General features: G+C 34.0%; 25 protein-coding genes. 20 read left to right on the top strand and 5 right to left on the bottom strand.

Going from position 1 to position 22,753, the window contains the following annotated elements:
- Position 1 precedes the first annotated feature (1 nt).
- The 8 genes from LJY17_RS11670 to argH are packed head-to-tail and all read left to right on the top strand — an operon-like array spanning position 2 to position 7,964.
- Entirely contained in the window at positions 2–574 is a 573-nt protein-coding gene (locus LJY17_RS11670; RefSeq protein WP_264543999.1) for a GNAT family N-acetyltransferase, read from the top strand.
- Entirely contained in the window at positions 543–1,754 is a 1,212-nt protein-coding gene (gene argG, locus LJY17_RS11665; RefSeq protein WP_264543998.1) for an argininosuccinate synthase, read from the top strand. The genes LJY17_RS11670 and argG overlap by 32 nt, the downstream gene beginning before the upstream one ends.
- A complete protein-coding gene (gene argC / locus LJY17_RS11660; RefSeq protein WP_264543997.1) occupies positions 1,741–2,703 on the top strand; it encodes an N-acetyl-gamma-glutamyl-phosphate reductase in 963 nt (320 codons plus the stop codon). The genes argG and argC overlap by 14 nt, the downstream gene beginning before the upstream one ends.
- A gap of 35 nt (positions 2,704–2,738) precedes the next feature.
- Positions 2,739–3,863 carry an aspartate aminotransferase family protein gene (locus LJY17_RS11655; protein WP_264544839.1) on the top strand — a complete coding sequence of 375 codons (1,125 nt, stop codon included), beginning with the start codon at positions 2,739–2,741 and terminating at the stop codon, positions 3,861–3,863.
- Positions 3,860–4,807 (top strand): N-acetylornithine carbamoyltransferase, encoded by a 948-nt coding sequence (locus tag LJY17_RS11650; RefSeq protein WP_264543996.1) that lies wholly within the window; start codon positions 3,860–3,862, stop codon positions 4,805–4,807. Before LJY17_RS11655 ends, LJY17_RS11650 begins: the two co-directional genes overlap by 4 nt.
- Before the next feature lie 3 nt (positions 4,808–4,810).
- On the top strand, positions 4,811–5,584 hold the full coding sequence (gene argB / locus LJY17_RS11645) for an acetylglutamate kinase (protein WP_264543995.1): 774 nt from the start codon (positions 4,811–4,813) through the stop codon (positions 5,582–5,584).
- A gap of 3 nt (positions 5,585–5,587) precedes the next feature.
- The gene (locus tag LJY17_RS11640) at positions 5,588–6,682 is read left to right on the top strand and encodes a M20 family metallo-hydrolase (RefSeq protein ID WP_264543994.1); all 1,095 of its coding nucleotides are present in this window, start codon (positions 5,588–5,590) and stop codon (positions 6,680–6,682) included.
- The gene (gene argH / locus LJY17_RS11635; RefSeq protein WP_264543993.1) at positions 6,654–7,964 is read left to right on the top strand and encodes an argininosuccinate lyase; all 1,311 of its coding nucleotides are present in this window, start codon (positions 6,654–6,656) and stop codon (positions 7,962–7,964) included. Before LJY17_RS11640 ends, argH begins: the two co-directional genes overlap by 29 nt.
- On the opposite strand, the gene LJY17_RS11630 is transcribed toward argH, so the two are convergent.
- Together LJY17_RS11630 and tatA are read right to left on the bottom strand one after the other, a co-directional pair.
- Entirely contained in the window at positions 7,961–8,422 is a 462-nt protein-coding gene (locus LJY17_RS11630) for an Lrp/AsnC family transcriptional regulator (RefSeq protein ID WP_264543992.1), read from the bottom strand. The genes argH and LJY17_RS11630 overlap by 4 nt on opposite strands.
- A gap of 24 nt (positions 8,423–8,446) precedes the next feature.
- On the bottom strand, positions 8,447–8,626 hold the full coding sequence (tatA, locus tag LJY17_RS11625) for a twin-arginine translocase TatA/TatE family subunit (protein ID WP_264543991.1): 180 nt from the start codon (positions 8,624–8,626) through the stop codon (positions 8,447–8,449).
- Between the two features lie 148 nt (positions 8,627–8,774).
- On the opposite strand from tatA, the gene LJY17_RS11620 reads away from it, so the two are divergent.
- The 10 genes from LJY17_RS11620 to LJY17_RS11575 are packed head-to-tail and all read left to right on the top strand — an operon-like array spanning position 8,775 to position 18,140.
- Positions 8,775–9,254 (top strand): peptidase, encoded by a 480-nt coding sequence (locus tag LJY17_RS11620; protein ID WP_264543990.1) that lies wholly within the window; start codon positions 8,775–8,777, stop codon positions 9,252–9,254.
- On the top strand, positions 9,254–9,595 hold the full coding sequence (locus LJY17_RS11615; protein WP_264543989.1) for an SdpI family protein: 342 nt from the start codon (positions 9,254–9,256) through the stop codon (positions 9,593–9,595). The genes LJY17_RS11620 and LJY17_RS11615 overlap by 1 nt, the downstream gene beginning before the upstream one ends.
- Position 9,596: 1 nt before the next feature.
- Positions 9,597–11,084 carry a GH3 auxin-responsive promoter family protein gene (locus tag LJY17_RS11610; protein WP_264543988.1) on the top strand — a complete coding sequence of 496 codons (1,488 nt, stop codon included), beginning with the start codon at positions 9,597–9,599 and terminating at the stop codon, positions 11,082–11,084.
- 10 nt (positions 11,085–11,094) lie between these two features.
- Positions 11,095–11,928: a carboxypeptidase-like regulatory domain-containing protein gene (locus LJY17_RS11605; RefSeq protein WP_264543987.1), complete on the top strand. Its 834-nt coding sequence runs from the start codon at positions 11,095–11,097 to the stop codon at positions 11,926–11,928.
- A 40-nt stretch (positions 11,929–11,968) separates the two neighbouring features.
- Positions 11,969–13,654, top strand: a complete 1,686-nt coding sequence (locus LJY17_RS11600) for a DUF6909 family protein (protein WP_264543986.1) — start codon at positions 11,969–11,971, stop codon at positions 13,652–13,654.
- Positions 13,654–14,205, top strand: a complete 552-nt coding sequence (rfbC, locus tag LJY17_RS11595) for a dTDP-4-dehydrorhamnose 3,5-epimerase (protein ID WP_264543985.1) — start codon at positions 13,654–13,656, stop codon at positions 14,203–14,205. The genes LJY17_RS11600 and rfbC overlap by 1 nt, the downstream gene beginning before the upstream one ends.
- Positions 14,199–15,041, top strand: coding sequence for a dTDP-4-dehydrorhamnose reductase (gene rfbD / locus LJY17_RS11590; RefSeq protein ID WP_264543984.1), 843 nt, complete (start codon positions 14,199–14,201; stop codon positions 15,039–15,041). The genes rfbC and rfbD overlap by 7 nt, the downstream gene beginning before the upstream one ends.
- Complete coding sequence (locus LJY17_RS11585) at positions 15,041–16,024, top strand: UDP-glucuronic acid decarboxylase family protein (RefSeq protein ID WP_264543983.1); 984 nt, start codon at positions 15,041–15,043, stop codon at positions 16,022–16,024. The genes rfbD and LJY17_RS11585 overlap by 1 nt, the downstream gene beginning before the upstream one ends.
- A gap of 4 nt (positions 16,025–16,028) precedes the next feature.
- Positions 16,029–17,387, top strand: a complete 1,359-nt coding sequence (locus LJY17_RS11580; protein WP_264543982.1) for an undecaprenyl-phosphate glucose phosphotransferase — start codon at positions 16,029–16,031, stop codon at positions 17,385–17,387.
- Complete coding sequence (locus tag LJY17_RS11575) at positions 17,388–18,140, top strand: glycosyltransferase family 2 protein (RefSeq protein WP_264543981.1); 753 nt, start codon at positions 17,388–17,390, stop codon at positions 18,138–18,140.
- Here LJY17_RS11575 and LJY17_RS11570 read toward each other — a convergent pair.
- Positions 18,137–19,447, bottom strand: a complete 1,311-nt coding sequence (locus LJY17_RS11570; protein WP_264543980.1) for a phenylacetate--CoA ligase family protein — start codon at positions 19,445–19,447, stop codon at positions 18,137–18,139. The two genes, LJY17_RS11575 and LJY17_RS11570, sit on opposite strands and share 4 nt — an antisense overlap.
- 126 nt (positions 19,448–19,573) lie before the next feature.
- On the opposite strand from LJY17_RS11570, the gene purD reads away from it, so the two are divergent.
- A complete protein-coding gene (gene purD, locus LJY17_RS11565) occupies positions 19,574–20,851 on the top strand; it encodes a phosphoribosylamine--glycine ligase (RefSeq protein WP_264543979.1) in 1,278 nt (425 codons plus the stop codon).
- Positions 20,852–20,880: 29 nt separating this feature from the next.
- On the opposite strand, the gene LJY17_RS11560 is transcribed toward purD, so the two are convergent.
- Positions 20,881–21,111 carry a DUF6341 family protein gene (locus LJY17_RS11560; RefSeq protein WP_264544838.1) on the bottom strand — a complete coding sequence of 77 codons (231 nt, stop codon included), beginning with the start codon at positions 21,109–21,111 and terminating at the stop codon, positions 20,881–20,883.
- A 47-nt stretch (positions 21,112–21,158) separates the two neighbouring features.
- Here LJY17_RS11560 and LJY17_RS11555 point away from each other — a divergent pair, with 47 nt between their 5' ends.
- The gene (locus tag LJY17_RS11555) at positions 21,159–22,091 is read left to right on the top strand and encodes a DUF6427 family protein (RefSeq protein WP_264543978.1); all 933 of its coding nucleotides are present in this window, start codon (positions 21,159–21,161) and stop codon (positions 22,089–22,091) included.
- Here LJY17_RS11555 and upp read toward each other — a convergent pair.
- Positions 22,086–22,739: a uracil phosphoribosyltransferase gene (gene upp / locus LJY17_RS11550; RefSeq protein ID WP_264543977.1), complete on the bottom strand. Its 654-nt coding sequence runs from the start codon at positions 22,737–22,739 to the stop codon at positions 22,086–22,088. The two genes, LJY17_RS11555 and upp, sit on opposite strands and share 6 nt — an antisense overlap.
- Positions 22,740–22,753 lie beyond the last annotated feature (14 nt).

The raw sequence follows: 22,753 nt of genomic DNA, 5'->3' as shown, positions 1-22,753 counted from the left end.
TATGTTTAGTATTCAAATTGCAAATAATAACCAAATTCACTTCGCACAAACGATATGCGATGAGATGGAAGCGTCTGCGAAAGTGAGAGGTACGGGTATTGCAAAAAGATCGGCTGAATATATTGTTGAAAAAATCCAAGAAGGAAAAGCAGTTATTGCTTTAACAAACAATGAGGAATGGGCAGGATTTTGTTACATCGAAACTTGGCAAAATGAAGAATATGTGGCAAATTCCGGATTGATTGTGTCACCAGAATTCCGTCATAGTGGATTAGCAAGACAGATAAAAGCTAAAATCTTTGAATTGTCACGAACTAAATACCCTAATTCCAAAATTTTTGGATTGACCACTGGTTTAGCCGTGATGCGTATTAATTCGGAATTAGGCTATGAGCCAGTAACGTATTCGGAATTAACTACCGATGAAAAATTCTGGAAAGGATGCCAAAGCTGTGTGAATTTCGAAATTCTGCAAAGTAAAAATTATAAAAATTGTTTGTGTACGGCCATGCTGTACGATACTGATAAAAAAGAACAGAAAAATGCAAAAGAAGAAAATAGTATTAGCGTATAGTGGTGGTTTGGACACGACTTATTGTGCTGTGTATCTGAGTAAAGTTCAAAATTACGAAGTGCATGCCGTAACTATTAACACCGGAGCTTTCGATCAGGAAGAAATCGAGATACTGGAAGAAAAAGCCCTGCAATGCGGAGCGGTTTCTTACACTTGCATTGACGTACGCAAAGAATATTATGATGACTGCATCAAATACTTAATCTACGGTAACGTATTGAAAAACGGAACCTATCCTTTAAGCGTTAGTGCCGAAAGAGCGGTTCAGGCAAAAAGTATCGCCGAATATGCCATCCAATTGGGAATTAACACGATTGCTCACGGAAGTACCGGCGCCGGAAACGATCAGGTGCGTTTTGATATGATTTTCAATCATCTTTTGCCAAATGTTGAAATCATTACGCCCATCAGAGATAAAAAACTGAGCAGAGAAGAAGAAATCGAATTTCTCAAATCGCATGGTGTCAGTTTCAATTTTGAAAAAGCAGTATACAGTATCAACAAAGGATTATGGGGAACTTCGGTAGGAGGAAAAGAAACTTTGACGTCTTATCAGAATTTACCCGAAGAAGCTTGGCCAACAACAGTTTCAGCAACCGAATCGTTGGATATTACATTGGGTTTTGAAGCAGGAGAATTGATTTCAATTAATGGAGAATCATTTGAACATCCGTCAGTTGCTATTGAGCATTTGCAACAAATCACGCAACCATTCGGAATAGGCAGACATATCCATGTGGGTGATACCATTATTGGTATTAAAGGAAGAGTCGGTTTTGAAGCCGCAGCTCCGGAATTGATTATCAAAGCCCACCATTTATTAGAAAAACATACTTTGACTAAATGGCAATTGTTCTGGAAAGAGCAACTTTCAGGCTGGTACGGCAACTGGCTGCATGAAGGCCAGATGCTGGATCCAACGATGAGAGATATAGAAGCTTTTTTGACCAATACCCAAAAAACCGTAAGCGGAGAGGTTTATATCACACTTCATCCGTACAGATACGAATTGAATGGGATCGAAAGCCCGTTTGATTTAATGTCGGCCAAATTCGGATCGTACGGCGAAATGAATAACGGCTGGAGCGGAGAAGATGTGAAAGGATTTACAAAAATATTCGGAAATCAGACCTCGATTTATCATCAGGTTACTAAGGAATTGATACATGAAAACAATTAAAACCGGAATTATAGGCGGAGCCGGTTATACAGCCGGGGAATTATTAAGAATTCTAATTAACCATCCGCAGATGGAAATTGGATTTGTACATAGTAAAAGTAATGCTGGTAAGTTCATTTATGAAGTCCATGATGATTTGTTTGGAGATACAGATTTGAAATTTTCGGAGACTTTCAACTCCAATGTTGATGTGGTTTTTTTATGTGTCGCTCATGGCGAAGCCAAAAAAATGGTGAGTGAGTTTTCTGCCTCTGTCAAAATAATTGATTTGAGCCAGGATCACAGAATCGCAGATGAACATTCTTTTGTTTACGGATTACCCGAACTGAATAAGGAAGCCATTCAAAAGGCTGATTATATTGCGAATCCCGGATGTTTTGCCACGGCAATCCAATTAGCGCTGCTGCCTTTGGCGGAAGCAAATCTGTTAAACGGGGAGGTCTATGCTTCCTGTACAACCGGTTCAACCGGTGCGGGTCAGTCATTGGCGGAGACTTCGCATTTCAGTTGGAGACAGAACAATTTGTCGGTATACAAAGCTTTTACGCACCAGCATTTGGCAGAGATTAACCAAAGCTTGGCACAGGTTCAGAATGATTATTCCGGGAATCTGCACATTTTGCCGCAAAGAGGATCTTTCACGAGAGGGATTTTGGCCTGCATCACATTAAAATCGGATCAGTCTTTAGAACAATTGACTGCTTTATATGAAGACAAATACAAAGACGAGCCTTTTGTGTTTGTATCGCCTAAGAACATTCATTTGAAACAGGTGGTAAATACGAATAAATGTTTGTTGTATCTGGAGAAAAACAGAGACGATCTCATGATTGTAAGCGTGATTGATAATTTATTAAAAGGGGCATCAGGACAGGCAGTACAAAATATGAATTTGATGTTCGGCTTACCTGAAACCACTGGATTAAAATTAAAACCAAGCGCATTTTAAGTATGGAAACAACAAGTATAAATAGCCTATCGCAAATGAATTTGTTTGATGTGTATTCGGTTTCAGATATTGAAATCGTTAAAGCATTGGGTTCACTGTTATGGGACAAAAACGGAAAACACTATTTGGATTTATATGGCGGACATGCCGTGATTTCCATTGGTCACACGCATCCTCATTATGTTTCAAGCCTTACAGAGCAATTGCAGAAAATTGGTTTCTATTCCAATTCGATTGTCATTGATCAGCAAAAGCAACTGGCAGCAAAATTAGGCCAACTTTCAGGTTATACTGATTATCAGTTGTTTTTGTGTAATTCTGGTGCAGAAGCTAACGAGAATGCTTTTAAACTAGCTTCTTTCCATAACGGAAGAAAAAAAATTATCGCTTTTAGTAAAGCTTTTCATGGTAGAACATCATTGGCGGTTGCAAGTACAGATAATCCTGCAATCGTGGCGCCAGTGAACGAAAACAACAACACAACTTTTTTACCATTAAATGATATTTATGCTTTTGATCAGGCTGTAAACAATGAGGTATGCTGTGTGATTATTGAAGGAATCCAAGGAGTAGCAGGTATTCAGATTCCTGATGACACATTTTTGCAACACGTAGCACAAAAGTGTAAAGAGCTAGGTATCGTCCTCATTTTAGATGAAGTACAATCGGGTTACGGAAGAACAGGAAAATTCTTTGCACATCAGTATGCTGAAATTCAACCAGATATTATCACAGTAGCTAAAGGAATGGGCAACGGTTTCCCTATTGCAGGAGTTTTGATTGCGCCACACATTCAGCCCAGAAAAGAAATGCTTGGAACGACTTTCGGAGGAAACTATTTGGCTTGTGCAGCCGGATTAGCGGTTTTGGAAGTAATTGAAAAAGAAAACCTAATGGAGAATGCTCAACTAATGGGTGACTATCTTATGGAGCAATTAATGAAAATCCCGAATATCAAGGAAATAAGAGGTAAAGGATTGATGGTTGCTATCGAATTGTATGAACCTTGCGCTCCGGTTCGTAAGCGATTGTTGGAAGAATTCGGAATTTTTACCGGAACGGCAAGCAACAAAAATGTATTGAGAATATTGCCATCCTTGGCTGTAACCGTTGCGGAACTGGACAAATTGTTAAATGCGCTAAGAATACTTTTGAAATGAAACATTTTACATCCATAAACGATATAGAAGATCCTATAGCTTTGGTCAACGAAGCCATTACATTGAAGAATACCGAAAAAAAATCGGAAATAGGGAAAAATAAAACCATCGGTTTATTGTTTTTCAATTCGAGTCTAAGAACCAGAATGAGTACCCAAAAAGCAGCTCAAAACCTGGGAATGGAAGTAATGATTCTCAATGTGAATAACGATGGTTGGGCATTAGAATTCGAAGAAGGCGCTGTGATGAAAGGCAAAACAGTAGAACACATTAAAGATGCTGCCGCAGTAATGGGTTTGTATTGTGATATTTTAGCCATTCGTTGCTTCCCGAATCTAGAAAATAAAGAAGAGGATTATGCTGATAAAATTATCAATCAGTTTATTCAATATGCGAAAGTTTCTGTGGTGAGCCTAGAATCGGCAACGAGACATCCTTTACAAAGTTTGGCGGACATGATCACGATTCAGGAGCATAAAACCAAAGAGAAACCAAAAGTAGTTCTGACTTGGGCTCCGCATATCAAACCGATTCCACAGGTAGTAGCTAATTCGTTTGCCGAATGGACTTTGGCAAGCGGTTATGATCTGACCATTACCCACCCGGAAGGATATGAATTGAGTAAAGCGTTTACCAAAGGAGCAATAATTGAAACGGATCAGGAAAAAGCGCTTCAGGATGCCGATTTTGTATATGTGAAAAACTGGTCATCTTTCACGGATTATGGTAAAGTACTACCAGTAGAAGAAGATTGGATGTTGACCAATGCAAAATTGAAAGTTACAAATTCGGCAAAAGTCATGCATTGCCTACCAGTGAGAAGAAATGTCGAATTATCAGATGAGGTTTTGGATAGTGAGAATTCTTTAATTCTGCAACAAGCGGAAAACAGAGTATACGCAGCACAGACAGTATTGAAAAAAATACTGGAAACTAATTTTTAATTTATGGTACACGTAATAAAAATAGGTGGAAATATTATTGATGATGCAATTAAACTGGACGATTTTTTGAACCGTTTTGCAAAACTAGATGGTCCTAAAATATTGATTCACGGCGGCGGAAAACTGGCTACCAATTTAGCAAAAGAGCTGAATATCGAACAGCAAATCATTGATGGTAGACGTGTTACCGATGCCGAAACGTTGAAAATTACCGCGATGGTGTATGCTGGATTAGTCAACAAAACTATTGTGGCTAAATTACAGTCAAAATCATCTAATGCTATTGGATTAAGTGGAGTTGACGGTAATATCATCCAATCGGTTAAAAGAAATCATCCAACGATTGATTATGGTTGGGTAGGTGACGTAGAAAGCGTTAATGCCGATTTCTTGCAAAGTCTTATAGACAATGGAATTGTACCTGTTATCAGTCCGATTACGCACGACGGGAAAGGAAATTTGTTAAATACCAATGCGGATACTATAGCAACAGAAGTGGCCATGGCACTATCGGAAACGAATGATGTGAACCTCAGATTTTGTTTTGAAAAGTTAGGCGTTTTGACCAATCCCGAATTGGATGGTTCGTGGTTGCGGATTTTAGATAAAAACGAATATGAATGGCTTAAAGACCAACAGATTATATCCAAAGGAATGCTTCCGAAATTAGAAAACGCATTCAGAGCTAGTGAATCAAAAGTAACCAAAGTGGAAATCTGTCATGCTGATTATGCCACAGAACAAGGCGAATCCTTTATCGGAACCCAAATAATTTAAAAAATGGAACAGTTACAAAAAGAAGCTTTGGAGCTCTTGCAAAAATTGATTGCGACGGAATCCTTCAGTAAACAGGAAGATAAAACAGCCGAAATCTTAAATAATTTTTTTGTTCAGAAAGGCATTCCAACGGAGCGATTACTGCATAATGTTTGGGTAAAGAACAAGTATTTTGACGATTCAAAACCAACCATCTTACTGAATTCGCATCACGACACTGTAAAACCGAACAAACAATACACAAGAGATCCTTTTAGTCCTGATATCGAGGACGGAATTTTATATGGTTTGGGAAGTAATGATGCAGGCGGACCGCTTGTTTCTTTAGCGGCTTGTTTTTTGCATTTTTATGACAGACAGGACTTGCAGTTCAATTTGATTTACGCTGCGACTGCTGAAGAAGAAATATCTGGGAATAACGGAGTCGAAATTGTCTTACCTGAATTAGGGACGATTTATTTCGGAATTGTGGGAGAACCTACTAAAATGGATATTGCCATTGCCGAAAAAGGTTTATTCGTGATTGATTGTATTGCCCACGGAAAATCAGGGCATGCCGCCAGGGAAGAAGGGGAAAACGCGATTTACAAAGCTTTGGCAGCTATTGAATGGTTCAGAACGTTTGAGTTTCCTGAGGAATCTGAAATGCTAGGCAAAGTCAAAATGTCGGTGACAATTATCAATGCGGGTATACAGCATAACGTGGTACCTGAAAGCTGCCAGTTTACAGTTGATATCAGAACAACTGATAAATACAATAATGAACAGGCTTTGGAAATTATCAAGCAGCATGTTGATTGTGAAGTGATTCCGCGTTCGACAAGGTTAAATCCTTCGTTTGCACCGAAAGAGCATCCTATTGTGCAAAGCGGTATGGCGTTGGGAAGAGCAATTTATGCTTCTCCAACTACTTCGGATCAGGCTTTGATGAATGGATTCCCAACATTCAAAATGGGACCGGGCGACTCGGCAAGATCGCATACGGCCAATGAATATATTTATGTAGAAGAAATTAACAAAGGCATTGAAATTTATATCGAAATGCTTGAAAAATTTAATAAGACAGATCATGAAACTGTGGCAAAATACATCGGATAACGTAAAAACTTCCATTTCTGCAATGGTAGAACAATTTACCATCGGACAGGATACAATCTGGGATTTATCTTTGGCAGAAGCCGATATCAAAGGATCGCTTGCCCATACATCTATGTTGCATGACATAGGATTGTTAACTACAGAAGAGTTGAAACAAGCACATGAAGGGTTGGATGCTATTCTGAAAACGATCTATGATAAAACTTTTGTGATTGAAGAAGGGGTAGAGGATGTACACTCACAAGTAGAGTTATTGCTGACTCAAATGAAAGGGGAAGTAGGGAAAAAAATCCATGCTGGACGTTCAAGAAATGATCAGTCCCTGTTGGATATCAAGTTGTTCATCAAAGCTGAACTCAAGCAGATTGTTGAAAAAACCGAAACTGTTTTTAATAGTTTAATTGATTTAAGTAATAAACATAAAGAGGATTTATTACCAGGTTATACCCATTTTCAACTGGCTATGCCTTCCTCATTTGGGTTATGGTTTGGTGCTTATGCCGAAAGTTTATGCGATGACCTGGAACTGATTTTAGCGGCATATCACATGGCCAACAAAAATCCATTGGGTTCGGGAGCTGGGTATGGTTCTTCATTTCCATTGAACAGAACATTTACAACACTGTTACTCAATTTTGAATCGATGAATCATAATGTGGTGTATGCCCAAATGACAAGAGGGAAAATTGAGAAAACTACAGCTATGGCTTTAGCTGGTATTGCCGCAACGTTGACCAAATTTTCGATGGATGTGTGTTTATACATGAACCAGAATTTTGGGTTTATTTCTTTTCCAAAAGAATTGACAACGGGAAGCAGTATCATGCCTCATAAAAAGAATCCAGATATTTTTGAGTTGATCAGAGCCAAATGTAACAGAATCCAGGCATTGCCGAATGAATTGACGTTACTGACGAACAATCTGCCTTCTGGATATCACAGAGATATGCAATTAACTAAGGAATGTTTGTTTCCTGCCATAATTACATTGAAAGAATGCTTGGATATGCTTCAGGTAATGCTAGAGAATATTACTGTAAAACAGAATATTCTTTCGGATGAAAAATACCTTAATTTGTTTACGGTAGAAGTGGTCAATGAATTGGTTTTATCTGGAATTCCATTCAGGGAAGCCTATAAAATAGTATCAAAACAAGTGGAAGAAAATCAGTTTGAATACAACAGTAAAACATTCAACCATACCCATGAGGGAAGTATTGGTAATTTACAAAATGATAAAATAAAAGAGGAGTTTATCCAAAAAAGAAAACAGATAATTTAGTTTTCTGGTAAAAAGTATGAAGTTTCGTTTTTCACCATACTCATCACAATATTACTGTGATATTGACCAATGTTTGGGATATTGGCTAATTTATTCACCACAAAATCATTGTAAGCATCAATGTCGGTGGTGGCAATTTTTAACATATAATCATAAATGCCTGAAAGACTAGTTACCTCTAGAATTTCAGGCATTTCCATTACTTGTTCCTCGAAATTTTTTAAATTTTCTCGAGATTGTTTTTTAAGAGTGATATTACAATAAGCAAAAAGCTTAATACCCACTTTTGAAGGATTAAGGATAACAGCACTTTTCTTGATAACTCCAGATTCTTGAAGATGTTTAATCCTCTCGTACGTTGGAGTATAAGAAAGTCCCACCATAGCCGCAACATCTTTCACCGAAAGTGTACAATCTTTTTGTAGAATGTTTAGAATTTTTGCGTCTGTTTTATCCATAAAAGAAAAGTAAACAATTTCTGTTTACTCTTTAGTTTCGTCTTCTTTCTTTGCAGTAGTGGTATCTTCTCCTTTAGAAGCTTTTTTGAATTCGTTCAAACCGCTTCCTAAACCTTTCATTAATTCTGGAATTTTTTTACCTCCAAAAAGTAATAAAACAACAACTAGTATTATAATAATTTCAGTAGTTCCAAGTCTTCCCATGATGTATTTAAATTATGCTTTTTAAGCTTAAATTATTCAGCAAATATATTAAAGAAAATAATCTTAGGCTCAATTTTTAACTAATTATTATCTGATTACAGTTTCTGGATTTCCAAATTAGTATATTTGTAGTGTTAGACAAGATACTATGTCCAAAAAAAGATTAAAAAGAAAAGCCTTTTTTAAAGCCATAAAAACCCCTCGAAGATTAGTCATTTTGAATGAAGAAACTTTTGAGGAACAGTTCTCATTAAAACTAAGCATACTTAATGTTTTTGTTTTAGGAACAATAGGTGCAATTTTTTTAATATCAATAACAAGTTATTTAATTGCTTTTACACCCCTACGTGAGTATATTCCTGGGTATTCTTCAACTCAATTGAAAGAGGATGCTCTTTTTTTAGGATTAAAAGCAGATTCACTAGAGTTTAAATTAAAAAAGAATGATGCTTATATCAATTCAGTTAAAAAAGTTTTAACTGGAGATTTAGAATATGCTAAAGTAAATAAAGATTCTATACTCGCATCAGATTATGTAGATCCTTCAGAATACGAGATGGAAGCTTCTGAACAGGAAATGGAATTAAGAAAGCAAGTACAAGAAGCAGCTAAAAAAGAAAGTAAATAATGAATGATTTTTTGGAGTTTAGTTATCCAATATCTTTTTTGGTTGGAATTATTTTTATAGTAATTTCTTTGATTACTAGAATTTTACCACCCAAAAAGATTAATGCATTATACGGTTATAGAACTCTTGCTTCGATGAAAAATCAAGAAACATGGGATTTTGCTCAAAGGTATTCTTCTAATAAAATGATTCATGCAGGATTATTTTTAATTGTGGTAAGCTTCTTAAAAATTGTAATTGAAGAAAAACATGAAATACTTTTAAATTTATTATTTCTCTTTTTAGCGACATTATATTTACTTTTTACAACAGAAAGAGCAATAAAAAACAAATTCAACTAGGATGTCTATTAAAAGTTTTGGAGCAAAATTATTTGCTTCCATCATTCATCATAAAACCAAAAAATGGGTAAATAATCCTATTGAAACACAGCAAAAAGTATTTCAAAACCTAATTTCCGAAGCTAAAAACACTCAGTTTGGTAAAGATCACGATTTTGCAAATATCAAGGCATTTGAAGATTTTAGCAAAAGAGTACCAATCAGAGATTACGAAGATTTACGACCCTATTTTGATAAGGTAGTAAAAGGGGAATCAGATGTTCTTTGGAAAGGAAAACCTTTGTATTTTGCCAAAACATCTGGAACAACTTCTGGTGCAAAATATATTCCGCTCACAAAAGAATCGATGCCATATCATATCGAAGCTGCTCGAAATGCGATTTTGAGTTATATTCATGAAACTGGTAATGTCAATTTTGTTGACGGAAAAATGATTTTTTTACAAGGAAGTCCTATTTTGGAAGAAAAAAATGGAGTCAAATTAGGACGTCTTTCAGGGATTGTAGCACATTATGTTCCAAAGTATCTTCAGAAAAACAGAATGCCTTCATGGGAAACTAATTGTATCGAAGATTGGGAAACCAAAGTAGATTCCATAGTGGAAGAAACTATCAATGAAGATATGGCGGTAATTTCTGGAATTCCGTCATGGGTACAAATGTATTTTGAAAAGCTTTCGGCGAAAGCTAATAAACCTGTTGGAGAGATTTTTAAAAACTTCAACCTATTTATATATGGGGGAGTAAATTATGAACCATACAGAGCAAAATTTGAAAATTTAATAGGACGAAAAGTAGATTCTATAGAGCTATTTCCGGCATCTGAAGGGTTTTTTGCCTACCAAGATTCTCAAAAAGAAAAAGGAATGTTATTGCTTTTAAATTCTGGAATTTTTTATGAATTTGTAAAAGCAGATGAGTTTTTTACAGAAAATCCAAAACGATATACTATAGGCGAAGTAGAGTTAGGTGTTAATTATGTTTTAATCATTTCAACTAATGCCGGACTTTGGGCCTACAATATTGGTGATACTGTTCAATTTACCTCTTTAAAACCTTACAGAGTAATGGTTTCGGGGAGAATTAAACATTATATTTCAGCTTTTGGTGAACACGTTATTGGTAAAGAAGTAGAGAGCGCTTTACAAGAAGCAATGGATGGAACATCAATAAGAGTAAACGAATTTACAGTGGCTCCTCAAATTAATCCGTCGGAAGGTTTGCCTTATCATGAGTGGCTTATTGAATTTGAAAACGAACCAGATAAATTAGAAGAATTTGCGCTAAAAATTGATGCAGCTATGCGTAAGCAAAATGTATATTATGACGATTTAATCGTAGGACATGTTTTAAGAACAGTAATTATAACCAAAGTTCAAAAAAACGGATTTCAAGAATATATGAAATCGATTGGAAAATTAGGAGGACAAAACAAATTACCTAGATTATCTAATGATAGAAAAATTGCAGACTTTTTTGTTAAAGAATAAAGAAAAAGAGATGAAAGATAATAGACTTTTAGTACTACTGCTGTTATGTGTAACTTCTGTTTTTTCTCAAATAAAAGGAAAGGTAATCGATGAATTTAATCAACCCATACCTTATGTAAATATTTGGGTTCAAGGTGAAAATATAGCAACAACTTCAGAAGAAAACGGTGAATTTATCATTCATACAACTCCTGATAAAAGTCTTTTGTTTTCTTCTTTAGGTTTTGAAAAGAAGGTTGTTTTAGCAAAAGAAGCATCTTTAGTTAAATTACAACCAACAGCATATCAACTAAGCGAAATAGCGATAACAAAACGACGTCGCAATAGACGTCTAGAAATAGGACAAATAGAAAACACTACCTTACAAGCTTTTGACAATGGACCAAGGATTGATGTTAAATTTTTTCCTTATAATAAATCATATTCAAAGACCAAATATTTAAGTAAGATTGCATTACTAACAGATTGTAAAATAGAGAATGCTTCGGTTAAAATTAGAATCTATAAAGCAGATCAAAATGGGTTCCCAGGAGAAGAAATGCTAGATAAAAACTTAATTGTCAATGTGAAAAAAGGAATTCAAACGACTTGGGTTAATATTTCTGAAAACAACATTGAGTTTCCAATAGAAGGAGTTTTTATTGGTGTAGAAAAACTATTGATCGAAAAGAACCGAACAGAAAAAGGGGTTGCTCCAAACGTATTATATAGCTTTGTTGAAAGAGAGTTTTTGTTCAATTATTCTGGAGGAATTTGGAATAAAAAAATTACCGAAATAATCAAAAATCAAACTTCAAGACCTAAAGTCCCTGAGCCTGCAATAAATCTTATTTTAACAAACTAAAAATAAAATTGTACCTTTGCAGGTTAGAAAAATATAAAAGATGAAAGAAATCAAAAACATTTCGCGCTCAAGAGCGCAAGAGTCTTCGGCTGCTATCGAAAGACTGTACATTACAATGAGACATTTATTTAACAGAGGTTTTTATAAACCAATGGGAGTTTCTGGTGAAACTTTAAGAGAAGCTTTACTAGCACTTCGCCCAGAAATTTATGGCTCAATTGCAGAAGAAAAAGTAGAATTAAACGGGTTGCTATACGTAATCGAACGTCTTCCAGTAGGAATAGAAGAATGTCGTTATATCAACTTAACTTCTGACGAAGGGTATTCAAAATCTCACTTCCAACCTATTGTTCCGCCTAAACGCCGCAGAAACTGCTACCGTATTGATGACGAGCAAATGAATGTTGAGATTACAAGAGGACGTTCAGATATTTATGATATTTTAACGCATCTAACATTCATTTTTATCGAATCACACAAAATTAAAGATAAAGTACTGATTGATGATGAAGGATCGGTTTCCAGAGATTGGCAAAAACTTGAACAAGCAGCATTACAATCTAAAAAGCTGACTTTAATTGAAAGAGAAAAAGCAATTTCTCATGCTGCAAATGTATTAGGAAGAACTTTTGCTGAGGTAAGTGATATTTATGATGATTTTGCCACTGCTGCTGCACCAGATCGTTTTTTACACATTGTGTATTGGTTAGGAAAAATAGCTATTGAAGAAGTGGTAGATAACAACAAAAGAACAATAACCTTTAGTCCAATTCTTAGAGAGCGCTTAGGACATCATATTTATGGTGATATTTGGGCAACAAACATAAAGAAAACATTAGCAGACAATGGCTTGTTACAAAGACCAATTCATATAATTAGTGCTAACATGCACAGTGTAATGAATTCAGTATTTGCACCAGCTGTTTTAGCTACAAAATATAAAGGAAAAGGTGAGTACCAAATCTATGAAGACCTTTCAGCTTCTGGGAGTAAAGATTTACGTAAAAAAGTAGAAGATTTTGCTTTACAACATGGAATGATTTCTCAGCCAGATGAATCAGGAACAAATATAGACGTTCAAATTTTTGATACAGCTAAATTTGACTGGAAAAAAACAGCATTTCCAAATGCTAAAATTAATGGAGAGTCACCAGTTTTAATAGTAATGGATTATGCTTTTGGGGAGCAAGCTTTCGAAACCATCGACGAGCTTTTAAAACCATACAAAGTTGATAAAAAGAAAACATTCTTAAATGTAGAATCGGTTTCAATTATGGGAAAAGCGGGTATCCTTCAAGGAGGAAAAGGGGATATTATGATTGCTACTGCTCACGTAAATGAAGGGACTGCAGATAATTATCCTTTCGAAAATCAATTGACAGCTGCTATGTTTGAAGGAAATGATATTCCTGTTTACGAAGGACCAATGATTACAGTTCTTGGGACGTCATTACAAAATAGAGATTTGCTTAAGTTTTTCCACGAATCTACTTGGGAAGCCATAGGATTAGAAATGGAAGGAGCTTATTATCAAAAAGCGATTCAATCGGCTTCAAAAATTAGAAAAAGTATTAACCCAGACGTAAAAGTACGTTATGCTTACTACGCTTCTGATAATCCTTTAGAAACAGGAAGTACATTAGCTTCTGGAGGTTTAGGAACAACAGGAGTAAAACCTACATACTTAATTACAATTAAAATTTTAGAGCAAATATTTAACTGCTAATGAATTTTATAGAAACTAATCTTAAAGGTTGTTTTATACTTGAACCTAAAGTTTTCCATGATGACCGTGGTTATTTCATGGAAAGCTTTAATCAAAACACTTTTGAAAAAGGTATAGGACAAAAAGTACAATTTGTTCAGGACAATCAATCGTACTCTTCAAAAGGAGTTCTACGTGGATTGCATTATCAATGTGGAGAACACGCACAAGCCAAATTGGTTCGAGTTTTAGAAGGCGAAGTATTAGATGTAGCAGTAGATTTACGTCCAGAGTCTGAAACATATGGACAATCGTATTCCATTTTACTTTCTGCAGAAAACAAAAAGCAATTTTATATACCTCGTGGTTTTGCCCACGGTTTTATAGTATTGAGCGAAAAAGCTACTTTTTTTTATAAATGTGATAATTTATATAATAAAGAAAGTGAAGGCGGTTTGATTTATAACGATCCAACAATAGCAATTAATTGGGGAATGTCAGAAGAGGATTTGATTATTTCTGAAAAAGACAAAGTGTTACCAACAATAGAAAATGCTCGTAAAGTATGGTAGTTTTAGTCACAGGAGCTTCAGGTCAATTAGGACAGTCTTTACAATTTATTGCATCTCATTATTCTGAGATGCAATTTATTTTTGCGTCTTCACAGGATTTAGATATAACTAATACAGAAAGAGTTTTAACTTTTTTTGAACAGAATAAAATTGATTTTTGTGTTAATACAGCAGCATATACAGCAGTTGATAAGGCTGAATTAGAGCATGAAAGAGCGCTATTTGTTAATGTTATTGGACCTAAAAATTTAGCAATTGCTTGTGAAAAAAGTAATGTAACACTTATCCATATTTCAACTGATTTTGTTTTCGACGGTTCGGCAGAAAAACCTTATTTAGAATCTGATGAAACAAATCCTATAGGAGTTTATGGTCAAACTAAATTAGACGGAGAAAAAGAAGTCATATCAAATTGCGACAAATATTTCATCTTAAGAACATCGTGGGTGTATTCTAAATTTGGTAATAATTTTATGAAAACTATGTTGCGTTTGGCTCAAGACAGAACCGAATTGAATGTGGTTTCTGATCAAATAGGAACACCAACAAATGCTGTTGATTTAGCAGAAGTTATTGTAGCAATGATAAAATCTAAAAATAAAGAGTACGGTATTTACAATTTTAGCAACGAAGGAATTTGTTCTTGGTTTGATTTTGCAAAAGAAATTTTTAAAATCAACAATGTTAATATTCAAGTAAACCCAATTCTCACAGAGGCTTATCCCACACCAGCAAAAAGACCCAAGTACAGTGTACTGGATAAATCAAAAATTAAAAGTACATTTGGTATAACAATTAAAAATTGGCAAGAAGCTTTAGCACAAACAAAAATATAATGAAGAGAATATTAATCACTGGAGCGGCAGGTTTTTTAGGATCACATCTTTGTGACCGATTCATAAAAGAAGGTTATCATGTAATTGGAATGGATAACTTAATTACTGGCGACTTAAAAAATATTGAGCACCTGTTTAAATTAGAACATTTTGAGTTTTATCATCATGATGTTTCAAAGTTTGTACACGTTCCAGGAGAATTAGACTATATTCTACATTTTGCTTCACCTGCAAGTCCTATTGATTATCTGAAAATTCCTATTCAAACATTAAAAGTAGGGTCGCTAGGGACACACAATTTATTAGGTTTAGCTAGAGTAAAAAAAGCGCGTATATTGATTGCATCAACATCTGAAGTATATGGAGATCCTTTAATCCATCCACAAACAGAAGATTACTTTGGAAACGTTAATACAATTGGACCTCGTGGAGTTTATGATGAGGCAAAACGTTTTCAAGAATCAATTACCATGGCATACCATCGTTTTCATGGTTTGGAAACTCGTATTGTTCGTATTTTTAATACCTATGGACCAAGAATGAGACTGAATGATGGTCGAGTAATTCCAGCTTTTATAGGCCAAGCTCTAAGAGGAGAAGATTTAACTATTTTTGGGGATGGTTCACAAACACGTTCATTTTGTTATGTAGATGATCAGGTTGAGGGCATTTATCGTTTATTGTTATCTGATTATGCATATCCTGTAAATATTGGAAATCCAGATGAAATTACCATCAAAGATTTTGCAGAAGAAATAATTAAATTAACAGAAACTAATCAAAAAATCGTCTATCACCCACTTCCTGAGAATGATCCTTTGCAACGTCAACCGGATACTACTAAAGCTAAAGAAATACTTGGTTGGGAAGCAAAAGTTTCTCGTAGTGAAGGAATGAAATTGACTTACGAATATTTTAAATCATTACCTAAAGAAGAACTTTTAAAAGAAGAACACAAAGATTTTAAAGATTATATTAAATAGTTAAGTGACTAAGGGGAGATATTCAAAATATATTAGGCCTATTAGTGTTATTACTGATTTTTTTCTGCTGATTTTTTTAGCCGAAATTTTTCTGAATAACTTTGGTATTTATTTGCCCTATTTTTTTGTTTTTCTCTTAGTTTCTTGGAGTGTACTTTCTTATTTTACTGAGTTTTACGAAGTTTTTCGCTTCACAAAACCTACTGAAATTTTATCTAAATTGGTTAAACAATTTACTCTTTTTACTCTAGTTATAATTGCCTATTTCTCTGCAGCGAGAGAAATTATTCCAAGTTTTAAGCAATTATTAGTTTTTATAGGGTTTACTTTTTTATATGTAACTTTATTTAAAGGGTTACTATTTTATTATTTAAAAAAATATCGAATCATATTAGGAGGAAATTTTAGAAGAGCAATCATCATTGGTCATACACAAAGTGCTATAAATTTAAAAAATCTATTTACTTCAAGACCAGATTATGGGTATCGCTTCTATGGTTTTTTTTCTAATAAAATAACAGGAGATGATATTAGAGGTAAAATCGAAGATATTCAAGACTTTGTTTTGACAAATAAAATTGATGATATTTATTGTGCATTACAAGAACTTCCAGATGACGAATTAAAAAATTTGGTCGAGTTTTCAGATTATCATAGAAAAACAATCAAATTTATACCAGAAGAAAGTGAAATTTATTCTAAAAATCTTCAAATTGATTACTACGAATTTTTTCCGGTATTGTCATTAAAAAGAACCCCTTTAAATGATTTACCCAACAAGATAATTAAGAGATTGTTTGACATTTTCTTTTCTTTACTAATAGTTATTTTCGTGTTTTCATGGTTATTTCCCATTGTAGCATTATTGATTAAGCTTGAGTCTAAAGGCCCAGTTTTTTTTAAACAAGGAAGGCCGGGTTTAGATCAAAAGGAGTTTTTTTGTTTTAAGTTTCGTTCCATGTTTATAAATGAAAAAACTGAAGAAATGACAATCAAAAACGACCCACGAATCACAAAAGTAGGAGCTTTTTTAAGACGTACTAGCCTTGATGAAATGCCTCAGTTTTTAAATGTTCTTTTAGGTGATATGTCAATCGTTGGTCCAAGACCACATTTGTGGAGTCATAACAACGAGTATCAAAAAAAGATAAAAAAATACAATGTCAGGTTACATGTTAGACCGGGAATTACTGGATTAGCCCAAGTAAAAGGTTTTAGAGGTGAAATCGAAACGGATGACGAGATGATCAACCGAATCAAGTACGATGTTTTTTATATTGAAAACTGGTCTTTGTTTTTAGACATCAAAATTATTCTTCTTACAGTAATTAATATTTTTAGAGGACAGGAAAAAGCATACTAAATGAACGGATTGGTATCGATAATTACTCCAACATACAATTCAGAAAAATTTATTACTGAAACCATTCAATCTGTGCAAAATCAAACCTATCAAACCTGGGAGATGATTATTGTAGATGATTGCTCTTCTGATAAAACAATAGAAATTGTTCAGCAATTAATGGAAGATGATCTTAGAATTCACCTTATTCGATTGAATAAAAATTCAGGTGCCTCAAAAGCAAGAAATGAAGCTATAAAATTGGTTAAAGGAGATTACATGACCTTTCTTGATGCTGATGACATTTGGTTTCCAGATTTTATAGAAAATAGTATCAATACAATCAAAGAAACAGGAATTCCATTCGTTTTTTCTTCTTATAGACGTTCAAACGAAAATTTAGAATTCGTATATTCAGACTTTATAGTTCCATCAAAAGTTACATATACTGATATTTTGAAAACCAATTCGATAAGCTGTCTGACCGCATTTATAGATGTGAAAGAATTGGGAGTAAAACTAATGCCTGATATTCGTAAAAGACAAGACATGGGTTTGTGGTTAAAATATTTAAAAGAAATTCCATTTGCCCATGGAATTCAAGAACCTAAAGCAATATATCGTATTAGGGAGAATTCACTTTCTAGAGATAAAAAAGCATTGATAAAATACCAATGGCAGTTTTACCGCGAAGTCGAAAAACTATCCATTCTCGAATCGGTTTATTACATGATGCACTGGATGGTGAGAGGTTTCTTGAAGTACCGTAATTAAAGCAAACTCTGGAATTGCTTCAACTTTCCTCTTGTAGTTCTTTGCAGCGATTCTCTCCGGTTAAATGTGAAATATAAACCAGATTCCAAATACAAATCAATTGCTTGTTTTATTTTGTCAATTTGCGTTGAAGTTAATTCAGTTTCACTTACATAATCAATTTCAAAAGTATCAATCTTTGTTTGTTTGATTATGAATTCTTTGACATTTCCATCATCTTCAATAATGCTTTTGGTGACGTAGTAAAAAGTCAATCCGGGTGATTTTTTTCCGCTTGGCAAAATCGCAATATCATTGGTGCGACCAATTAGTTTCTTAAGAATAGGGGAATTTAATGTGCTTTTTTCGTCTAAAATGCCAATATCACCAATGTCATAGCGAATAAAAGGATGTGCTTTGTTGTATAATGAAGTAATCACTACTTTGCCTTCTGTTCCATTAGGAACGGGTTGGTTATTTTCATCTAGGATTTCTACAAACAACGTTTCAGAGTTCACCTGCCATTCTCCATCTAAATTTTGAAAAGCAATCAAATCAAGTTCTGAAGCGCCATATTCATTAACAACAGAAATTCCAAACTGTCTTTCCATCAATGTTTTATCTTCCTCAAAAAGCATTTCTGAAGTGACCATACACACTTTTAATGTTGGACAAACATCAGTTAAAATAATGTTTTTCTTCTGAAGAAATTTAGCAAATAATACTATGGAACTGGTGTAGCCATTTATGTAATCAAACTTCTTTTGTTTGAATTTTCGAAGCACTTTTTCTAATATTTCATCAGATAAATCAAAAATGGTAAAACGATATCGCTGTCCTAAAAAATCTTTAAGTCGTTCTTTAGTATAACTAATAAAATCTAGTGGAATCCCGTAAAATCTAGCTTGATAGGATTTATTGAAATCAATTCCATACCAACCGAAACGGTATATTATAGAAGCCCAAGTTATAGCATGAGCATATTTATCTTTGGCAAATATAAAAGGATCACCACTTGAACCCGAAGTTTTGTTTTTAAAGACTGATTTTTCAGTAAAATCTTTTGAAAGCCTTTCTGACAAAGGTTTTTGAAAATCCTTTTTGGTCATTACAGGAATGTCATTCCAGTTTTTAACCTCAGATTTTCCAACAAAATTTCTGTAATAGGAATTATTTTGTAGATGATAATTTAGAATTTCTGACTTCTTCTGCTCAATAAATTTTAAATGTTCTTCAGGAGAAAAACATAGGATAGCGTTAAATTCGGTTTGGGCTTCCTTTATTGGAAAACCATTTAATTTCAAGGATAAATCAAAAAACCGAATCATATTTACGCTTTTGTCAAAAATAAGAAAACAACTGTTTTCAAATTCGTTTTAAACAAACTATTTTTGCACAACAACTCGAAGCGTAGCCGAACTGTATGGAGCGCAGCGTAATAAAACAACACAACAATGATAATCTTATTATTAGGTTCTGGCGGAAGAGAACACGCCTTGGCCTGGAAAATGCTTCAAAGCGATAAATGTTCTCAACTTTTTGTAGCTCCGGGTAATGCTGGTACATCCCAAATAGCAACAAATGTTGCTTTAAATCCTGTCGATTTTGAATCAGTTAGGAACTTTGTACTTGAAAACAGAGTTGATATTGTAGTGGTAGGTCCTGAAGACCCTTTGGTTCACGGTATTTACGATTTTTTCAAAAATGATTCGCAATTACATAATATACCAGTGATTGGCCCTTCAAAAGTAGGAGCACAATTGGAGGGAAGTAAAGAGTTTGCAAAACAATTTTTAGTAAAAAATAATATCCCAACAGCACGATACGAAAGTTTTACGAAAGATACGGTTGAACAAGGATGCGAATTTCTAAAAACTTTAGAAGCTCCTTATGTTTTAAAAGCAGATGGATTAGCGGCTGGAAAAGGAGTTTTAATTTTAAATGATTTAGCTGAAGCACAACAAGAATTGCGAAACATGTTGGTTGATGCAAAATTTGGAGAAGCTTCTTCAAAAGTGGTAATCGAGGAATTTCTTGACGGAATCGAATTGAGTTGTTTTGTTTTAACCGATGGTAAATCCTATAAAATTCTGCCAACAGCCAAAGATTACAAGAGAATAGGAGAGGGAGATACAGGTTTAAATACCGGAGGTATGGGAGCAGTTTCACCAGTACCGTTTGCAGATGCTACTTTCATGGAAAAAGTAGAAACCCGAATTGTAAAACCTACTATTGAAGGACTTCAAAAAGACAATATCGAATATAAAGGATTTGTCTTCATTGGACTAATCAATGTGAAAGGAGAACCAATGGTTATTGAGTATAACGTTCGTATGGGTGATCCGGAAACTGAAGTAGTGATGCTACGAATCAAATCCGATTTAGTTGAGTTATTTGAGGCAGTTGGTAACCAAGAATTAGATAAGGCATTTTTAGAAATTGATGAAAGAGCAGCCACAACAGTGATTGTTGCTTCTGGTGGTTATCCGGAAGAGTATGAAAAAGGAAAAGTAATTTCAGGTTTAAGCCTTGCTACTGATTCGATTGTTTTTCATGCGGGTACTAAAAAAAATGAAGCTAATAATGTGGTAACTAGTGGAGGTCGTGTTTTAGCAGTTTCATCATATGGTAACACTTTCCCAGAAGCACTTCAAAAATCATACGACAGCATTTCAAAAATAACTTTTGACAAAATGTATTTTAGAAAAGATATCGGAAACGATTTAATATAAAAAATGCCGCTTTAAGCGGCATTTAATTTTTATTTCAAGAACGAATGTGCAGTGGTATCCTGCTCATCTTCGTTATTATCTTTAAATATTTTTAACTGAGTTGTCCAGTAGTAGATATAATAACTAATGATTCCCCAAAGAACCCAGTTAACTATATTAGCAGTCCACCAATTGTCAAGTTCAGTGGCACGCATTAAATCGTGTGGAGCGAACAAAATTTGTTCAAAAAGCCATTGAATTCCTTCAAAAAATGATTTCATCATAATGAATGTATTATATTTACACAGCAAAAATATAAAATATACTCATGATAACAAGCGTTTTTAGTAAATCTAGACCAATAAATTATATTTTAGTTACTTCTTTGATGATTGTATGCTATATAATTTATCAGTTTAACACTAATTACAACACAATTTCTAATTATGAAATTGCAAAAAAAGTTGTTTTTCTTTTACTAATCGTTGGTTCATTGTTTATAACAAATTTTATAACTAAAAAGAACGGGTTGAGTAAGGATAATAGTTATACTTTCTTTTTGTTTTGTGTATTTTTTATACTTTTTCCAGCTACACTATCTAATGAGAATTTAATTATTGCTAACGGACTTATTTTATTGGCTCTACGAAGATTAATTTCTATGCAGACAATGAAAACTCCTAAAGAAAAAATCTTCGATGCTTCGATTTGGATTTTTGCAGCGAGTTTGTTTCATTTTTGGAGTATTCTTTTTATTCTGTTGGTTTTTATCTCCATTATTTTTCATGTTTCAAGAGATTACAGAAACTGGATTATCCCCTTTATAGCTCTTTTTACAGTTGTAATTTTAGGGGTTCTTTTTTCATTGATATTTAACCAATCTCTTATAGAAGGTTATATCAAATCAGTTGTGATAGATCTTGATGTAAATTATATAAAAACAATTTTTCAAAGTTTTGCTTTAGGATTCTATATAGTGATAGCTTTAATAGCATTTATAACTATGTTATTTATTTTGACTCACAAATCACTTAATCTTCAAGCATCATACAAGAAAATTATTTTTGCTTTTATAATAGGACTTATAATATTTTTTATATCCCCAAATAAGGACAATAGTTATTTGGTTTATACTTTTGTACCTGTAGCTATTATGTTAACCAACTACTTGGAAACAATAGAAAGATATTGGATAAAAGAAACTATTTTAGGAGTTATCCTTTTTGCAAGCTTACTTAATTTTACATTACGCCTCTTATAACTTACTTCCGTAAGCTAAGTCACCAGCGTCACCTAATCCTGGAACAATATAGTTTTTTTCGTTTAGTTTTTCATCAAGTGCTGCTACCCATAAATGACAGTTTTCTGGTAAGTTTTTTTGAAGATATTCAACGCCTTCAGGAGCAGCAATTACAACTGCAATATGTATTTCTTTAGGTTTTTGTTCCAAATGTAGCTTGTGTAAAACCGCTACTATTGATTGACCAGTGGCTAACATTGGATCAATCAAAATCAAATTCTTTCCTTCAAATGAAGGTGCAGCCTGATATTCTACTAAAATATCAAAAGCATCATCATTATTATAGTGATGACGGTATGCCGAAACAAATCCGTTTTCAGCATCATCAAAAAAGTTCATGAACCCTTGATGTAAAGCCAATCCAGCTCTTAAAATAGAGCACAAAACCACTGGTTCGGCTACTGTTGTAGTATGCTTTATTCCTAAGGGAGTCTGAACATCAATATTTTTATACTCCAAAGTTTTGCTTAGTTCATATGCCATAATTTCTCCAATACGCTCTATGTTTTTGCGAAAACGCATGCTGTCTTTTTGAATATGAATGTCGCGAAGTTGCGTTAGAAAATGATTTAGAATACTGTTTTGTTCAGAAATGTAATGGATGTGCATTTTGATAAATTTTA

It is taken from the genome of Flavobacterium hankyongi, assembly GCF_036840915.1.
In the GTDB taxonomy this organism is placed as follows: domain Bacteria; phylum Bacteroidota; class Bacteroidia; order Flavobacteriales; family Flavobacteriaceae; genus Flavobacterium; species Flavobacterium hankyongi.
Note: the sequence above shows the minus strand (reverse complement) of the source record. Positions and strands in the feature narration are given on the sequence as shown.

Excerpts from the sequence above, each read along its gene's own strand:
- LJY17_RS11670 (WP_264543999.1), top strand. The coding sequence starts at position 2 with ATGTTTAGTATTCAAATTGCAAATAATAACCAAATTCACTTCGCACAA.
- argG (WP_264543998.1), top strand. The coding sequence starts at position 543 with ATGCAAAAGAAGAAAATAGTATTAGCGTATAGTGGTGGTTTGGACACG.
- argC (WP_264543997.1), top strand. The coding sequence starts at position 1,741 with ATGAAAACAATTAAAACCGGAATTATAGGCGGAGCCGGTTATACAGCC.
- LJY17_RS11655 (WP_264544839.1), top strand. The coding sequence starts at position 2,739 with ATGAATTTGTTTGATGTGTATTCGGTTTCAGATATTGAAATCGTTAAA.
- LJY17_RS11650 (WP_264543996.1), top strand. The coding sequence starts at position 3,860 with ATGAAACATTTTACATCCATAAACGATATAGAAGATCCTATAGCTTTG.
- argB (WP_264543995.1), top strand. The coding sequence starts at position 4,811 with ATGGTACACGTAATAAAAATAGGTGGAAATATTATTGATGATGCAATT.
- LJY17_RS11640 (WP_264543994.1), top strand. The coding sequence starts at position 5,588 with ATGGAACAGTTACAAAAAGAAGCTTTGGAGCTCTTGCAAAAATTGATT.
- argH (WP_264543993.1), top strand. The coding sequence starts at position 6,654 with ATGAAACTGTGGCAAAATACATCGGATAACGTAAAAACTTCCATTTCT.
- LJY17_RS11630 (WP_264543992.1), bottom strand. The coding sequence starts at position 8,422 with ATGGATAAAACAGACGCAAAAATTCTAAACATTCTACAAAAAGATTGT.
- tatA (WP_264543991.1), bottom strand. The coding sequence starts at position 8,626 with ATGGGAAGACTTGGAACTACTGAAATTATTATAATACTAGTTGTTGTT.
- LJY17_RS11620 (WP_264543990.1), top strand. The coding sequence starts at position 8,775 with ATGTCCAAAAAAAGATTAAAAAGAAAAGCCTTTTTTAAAGCCATAAAA.
- LJY17_RS11615 (WP_264543989.1), top strand. The coding sequence starts at position 9,254 with ATGAATGATTTTTTGGAGTTTAGTTATCCAATATCTTTTTTGGTTGGA.
- LJY17_RS11610 (WP_264543988.1), top strand. The coding sequence starts at position 9,597 with ATGTCTATTAAAAGTTTTGGAGCAAAATTATTTGCTTCCATCATTCAT.
- LJY17_RS11605 (WP_264543987.1), top strand. The coding sequence starts at position 11,095 with ATGAAAGATAATAGACTTTTAGTACTACTGCTGTTATGTGTAACTTCT.
- LJY17_RS11600 (WP_264543986.1), top strand. The coding sequence starts at position 11,969 with ATGAAAGAAATCAAAAACATTTCGCGCTCAAGAGCGCAAGAGTCTTCG.
- rfbC (WP_264543985.1), top strand. The coding sequence starts at position 13,654 with ATGAATTTTATAGAAACTAATCTTAAAGGTTGTTTTATACTTGAACCT.
- rfbD (WP_264543984.1), top strand. The coding sequence starts at position 14,199 with ATGGTAGTTTTAGTCACAGGAGCTTCAGGTCAATTAGGACAGTCTTTA.
- LJY17_RS11585 (WP_264543983.1), top strand. The coding sequence starts at position 15,041 with ATGAAGAGAATATTAATCACTGGAGCGGCAGGTTTTTTAGGATCACAT.
- LJY17_RS11575 (WP_264543981.1), top strand. The coding sequence starts at position 17,388 with ATGAACGGATTGGTATCGATAATTACTCCAACATACAATTCAGAAAAA.
- LJY17_RS11570 (WP_264543980.1), bottom strand. The coding sequence starts at position 19,447 with ATGATTCGGTTTTTTGATTTATCCTTGAAATTAAATGGTTTTCCAATA.
- purD (WP_264543979.1), top strand. The coding sequence starts at position 19,574 with ATGATAATCTTATTATTAGGTTCTGGCGGAAGAGAACACGCCTTGGCC.
- LJY17_RS11560 (WP_264544838.1), bottom strand. The coding sequence starts at position 21,111 with ATGAAATCATTTTTTGAAGGAATTCAATGGCTTTTTGAACAAATTTTG.
- LJY17_RS11555 (WP_264543978.1), top strand. The coding sequence starts at position 21,159 with ATGATAACAAGCGTTTTTAGTAAATCTAGACCAATAAATTATATTTTA.
- upp (WP_264543977.1), bottom strand. The coding sequence starts at position 22,739 with ATGCACATCCATTACATTTCTGAACAAAACAGTATTCTAAATCATTTT.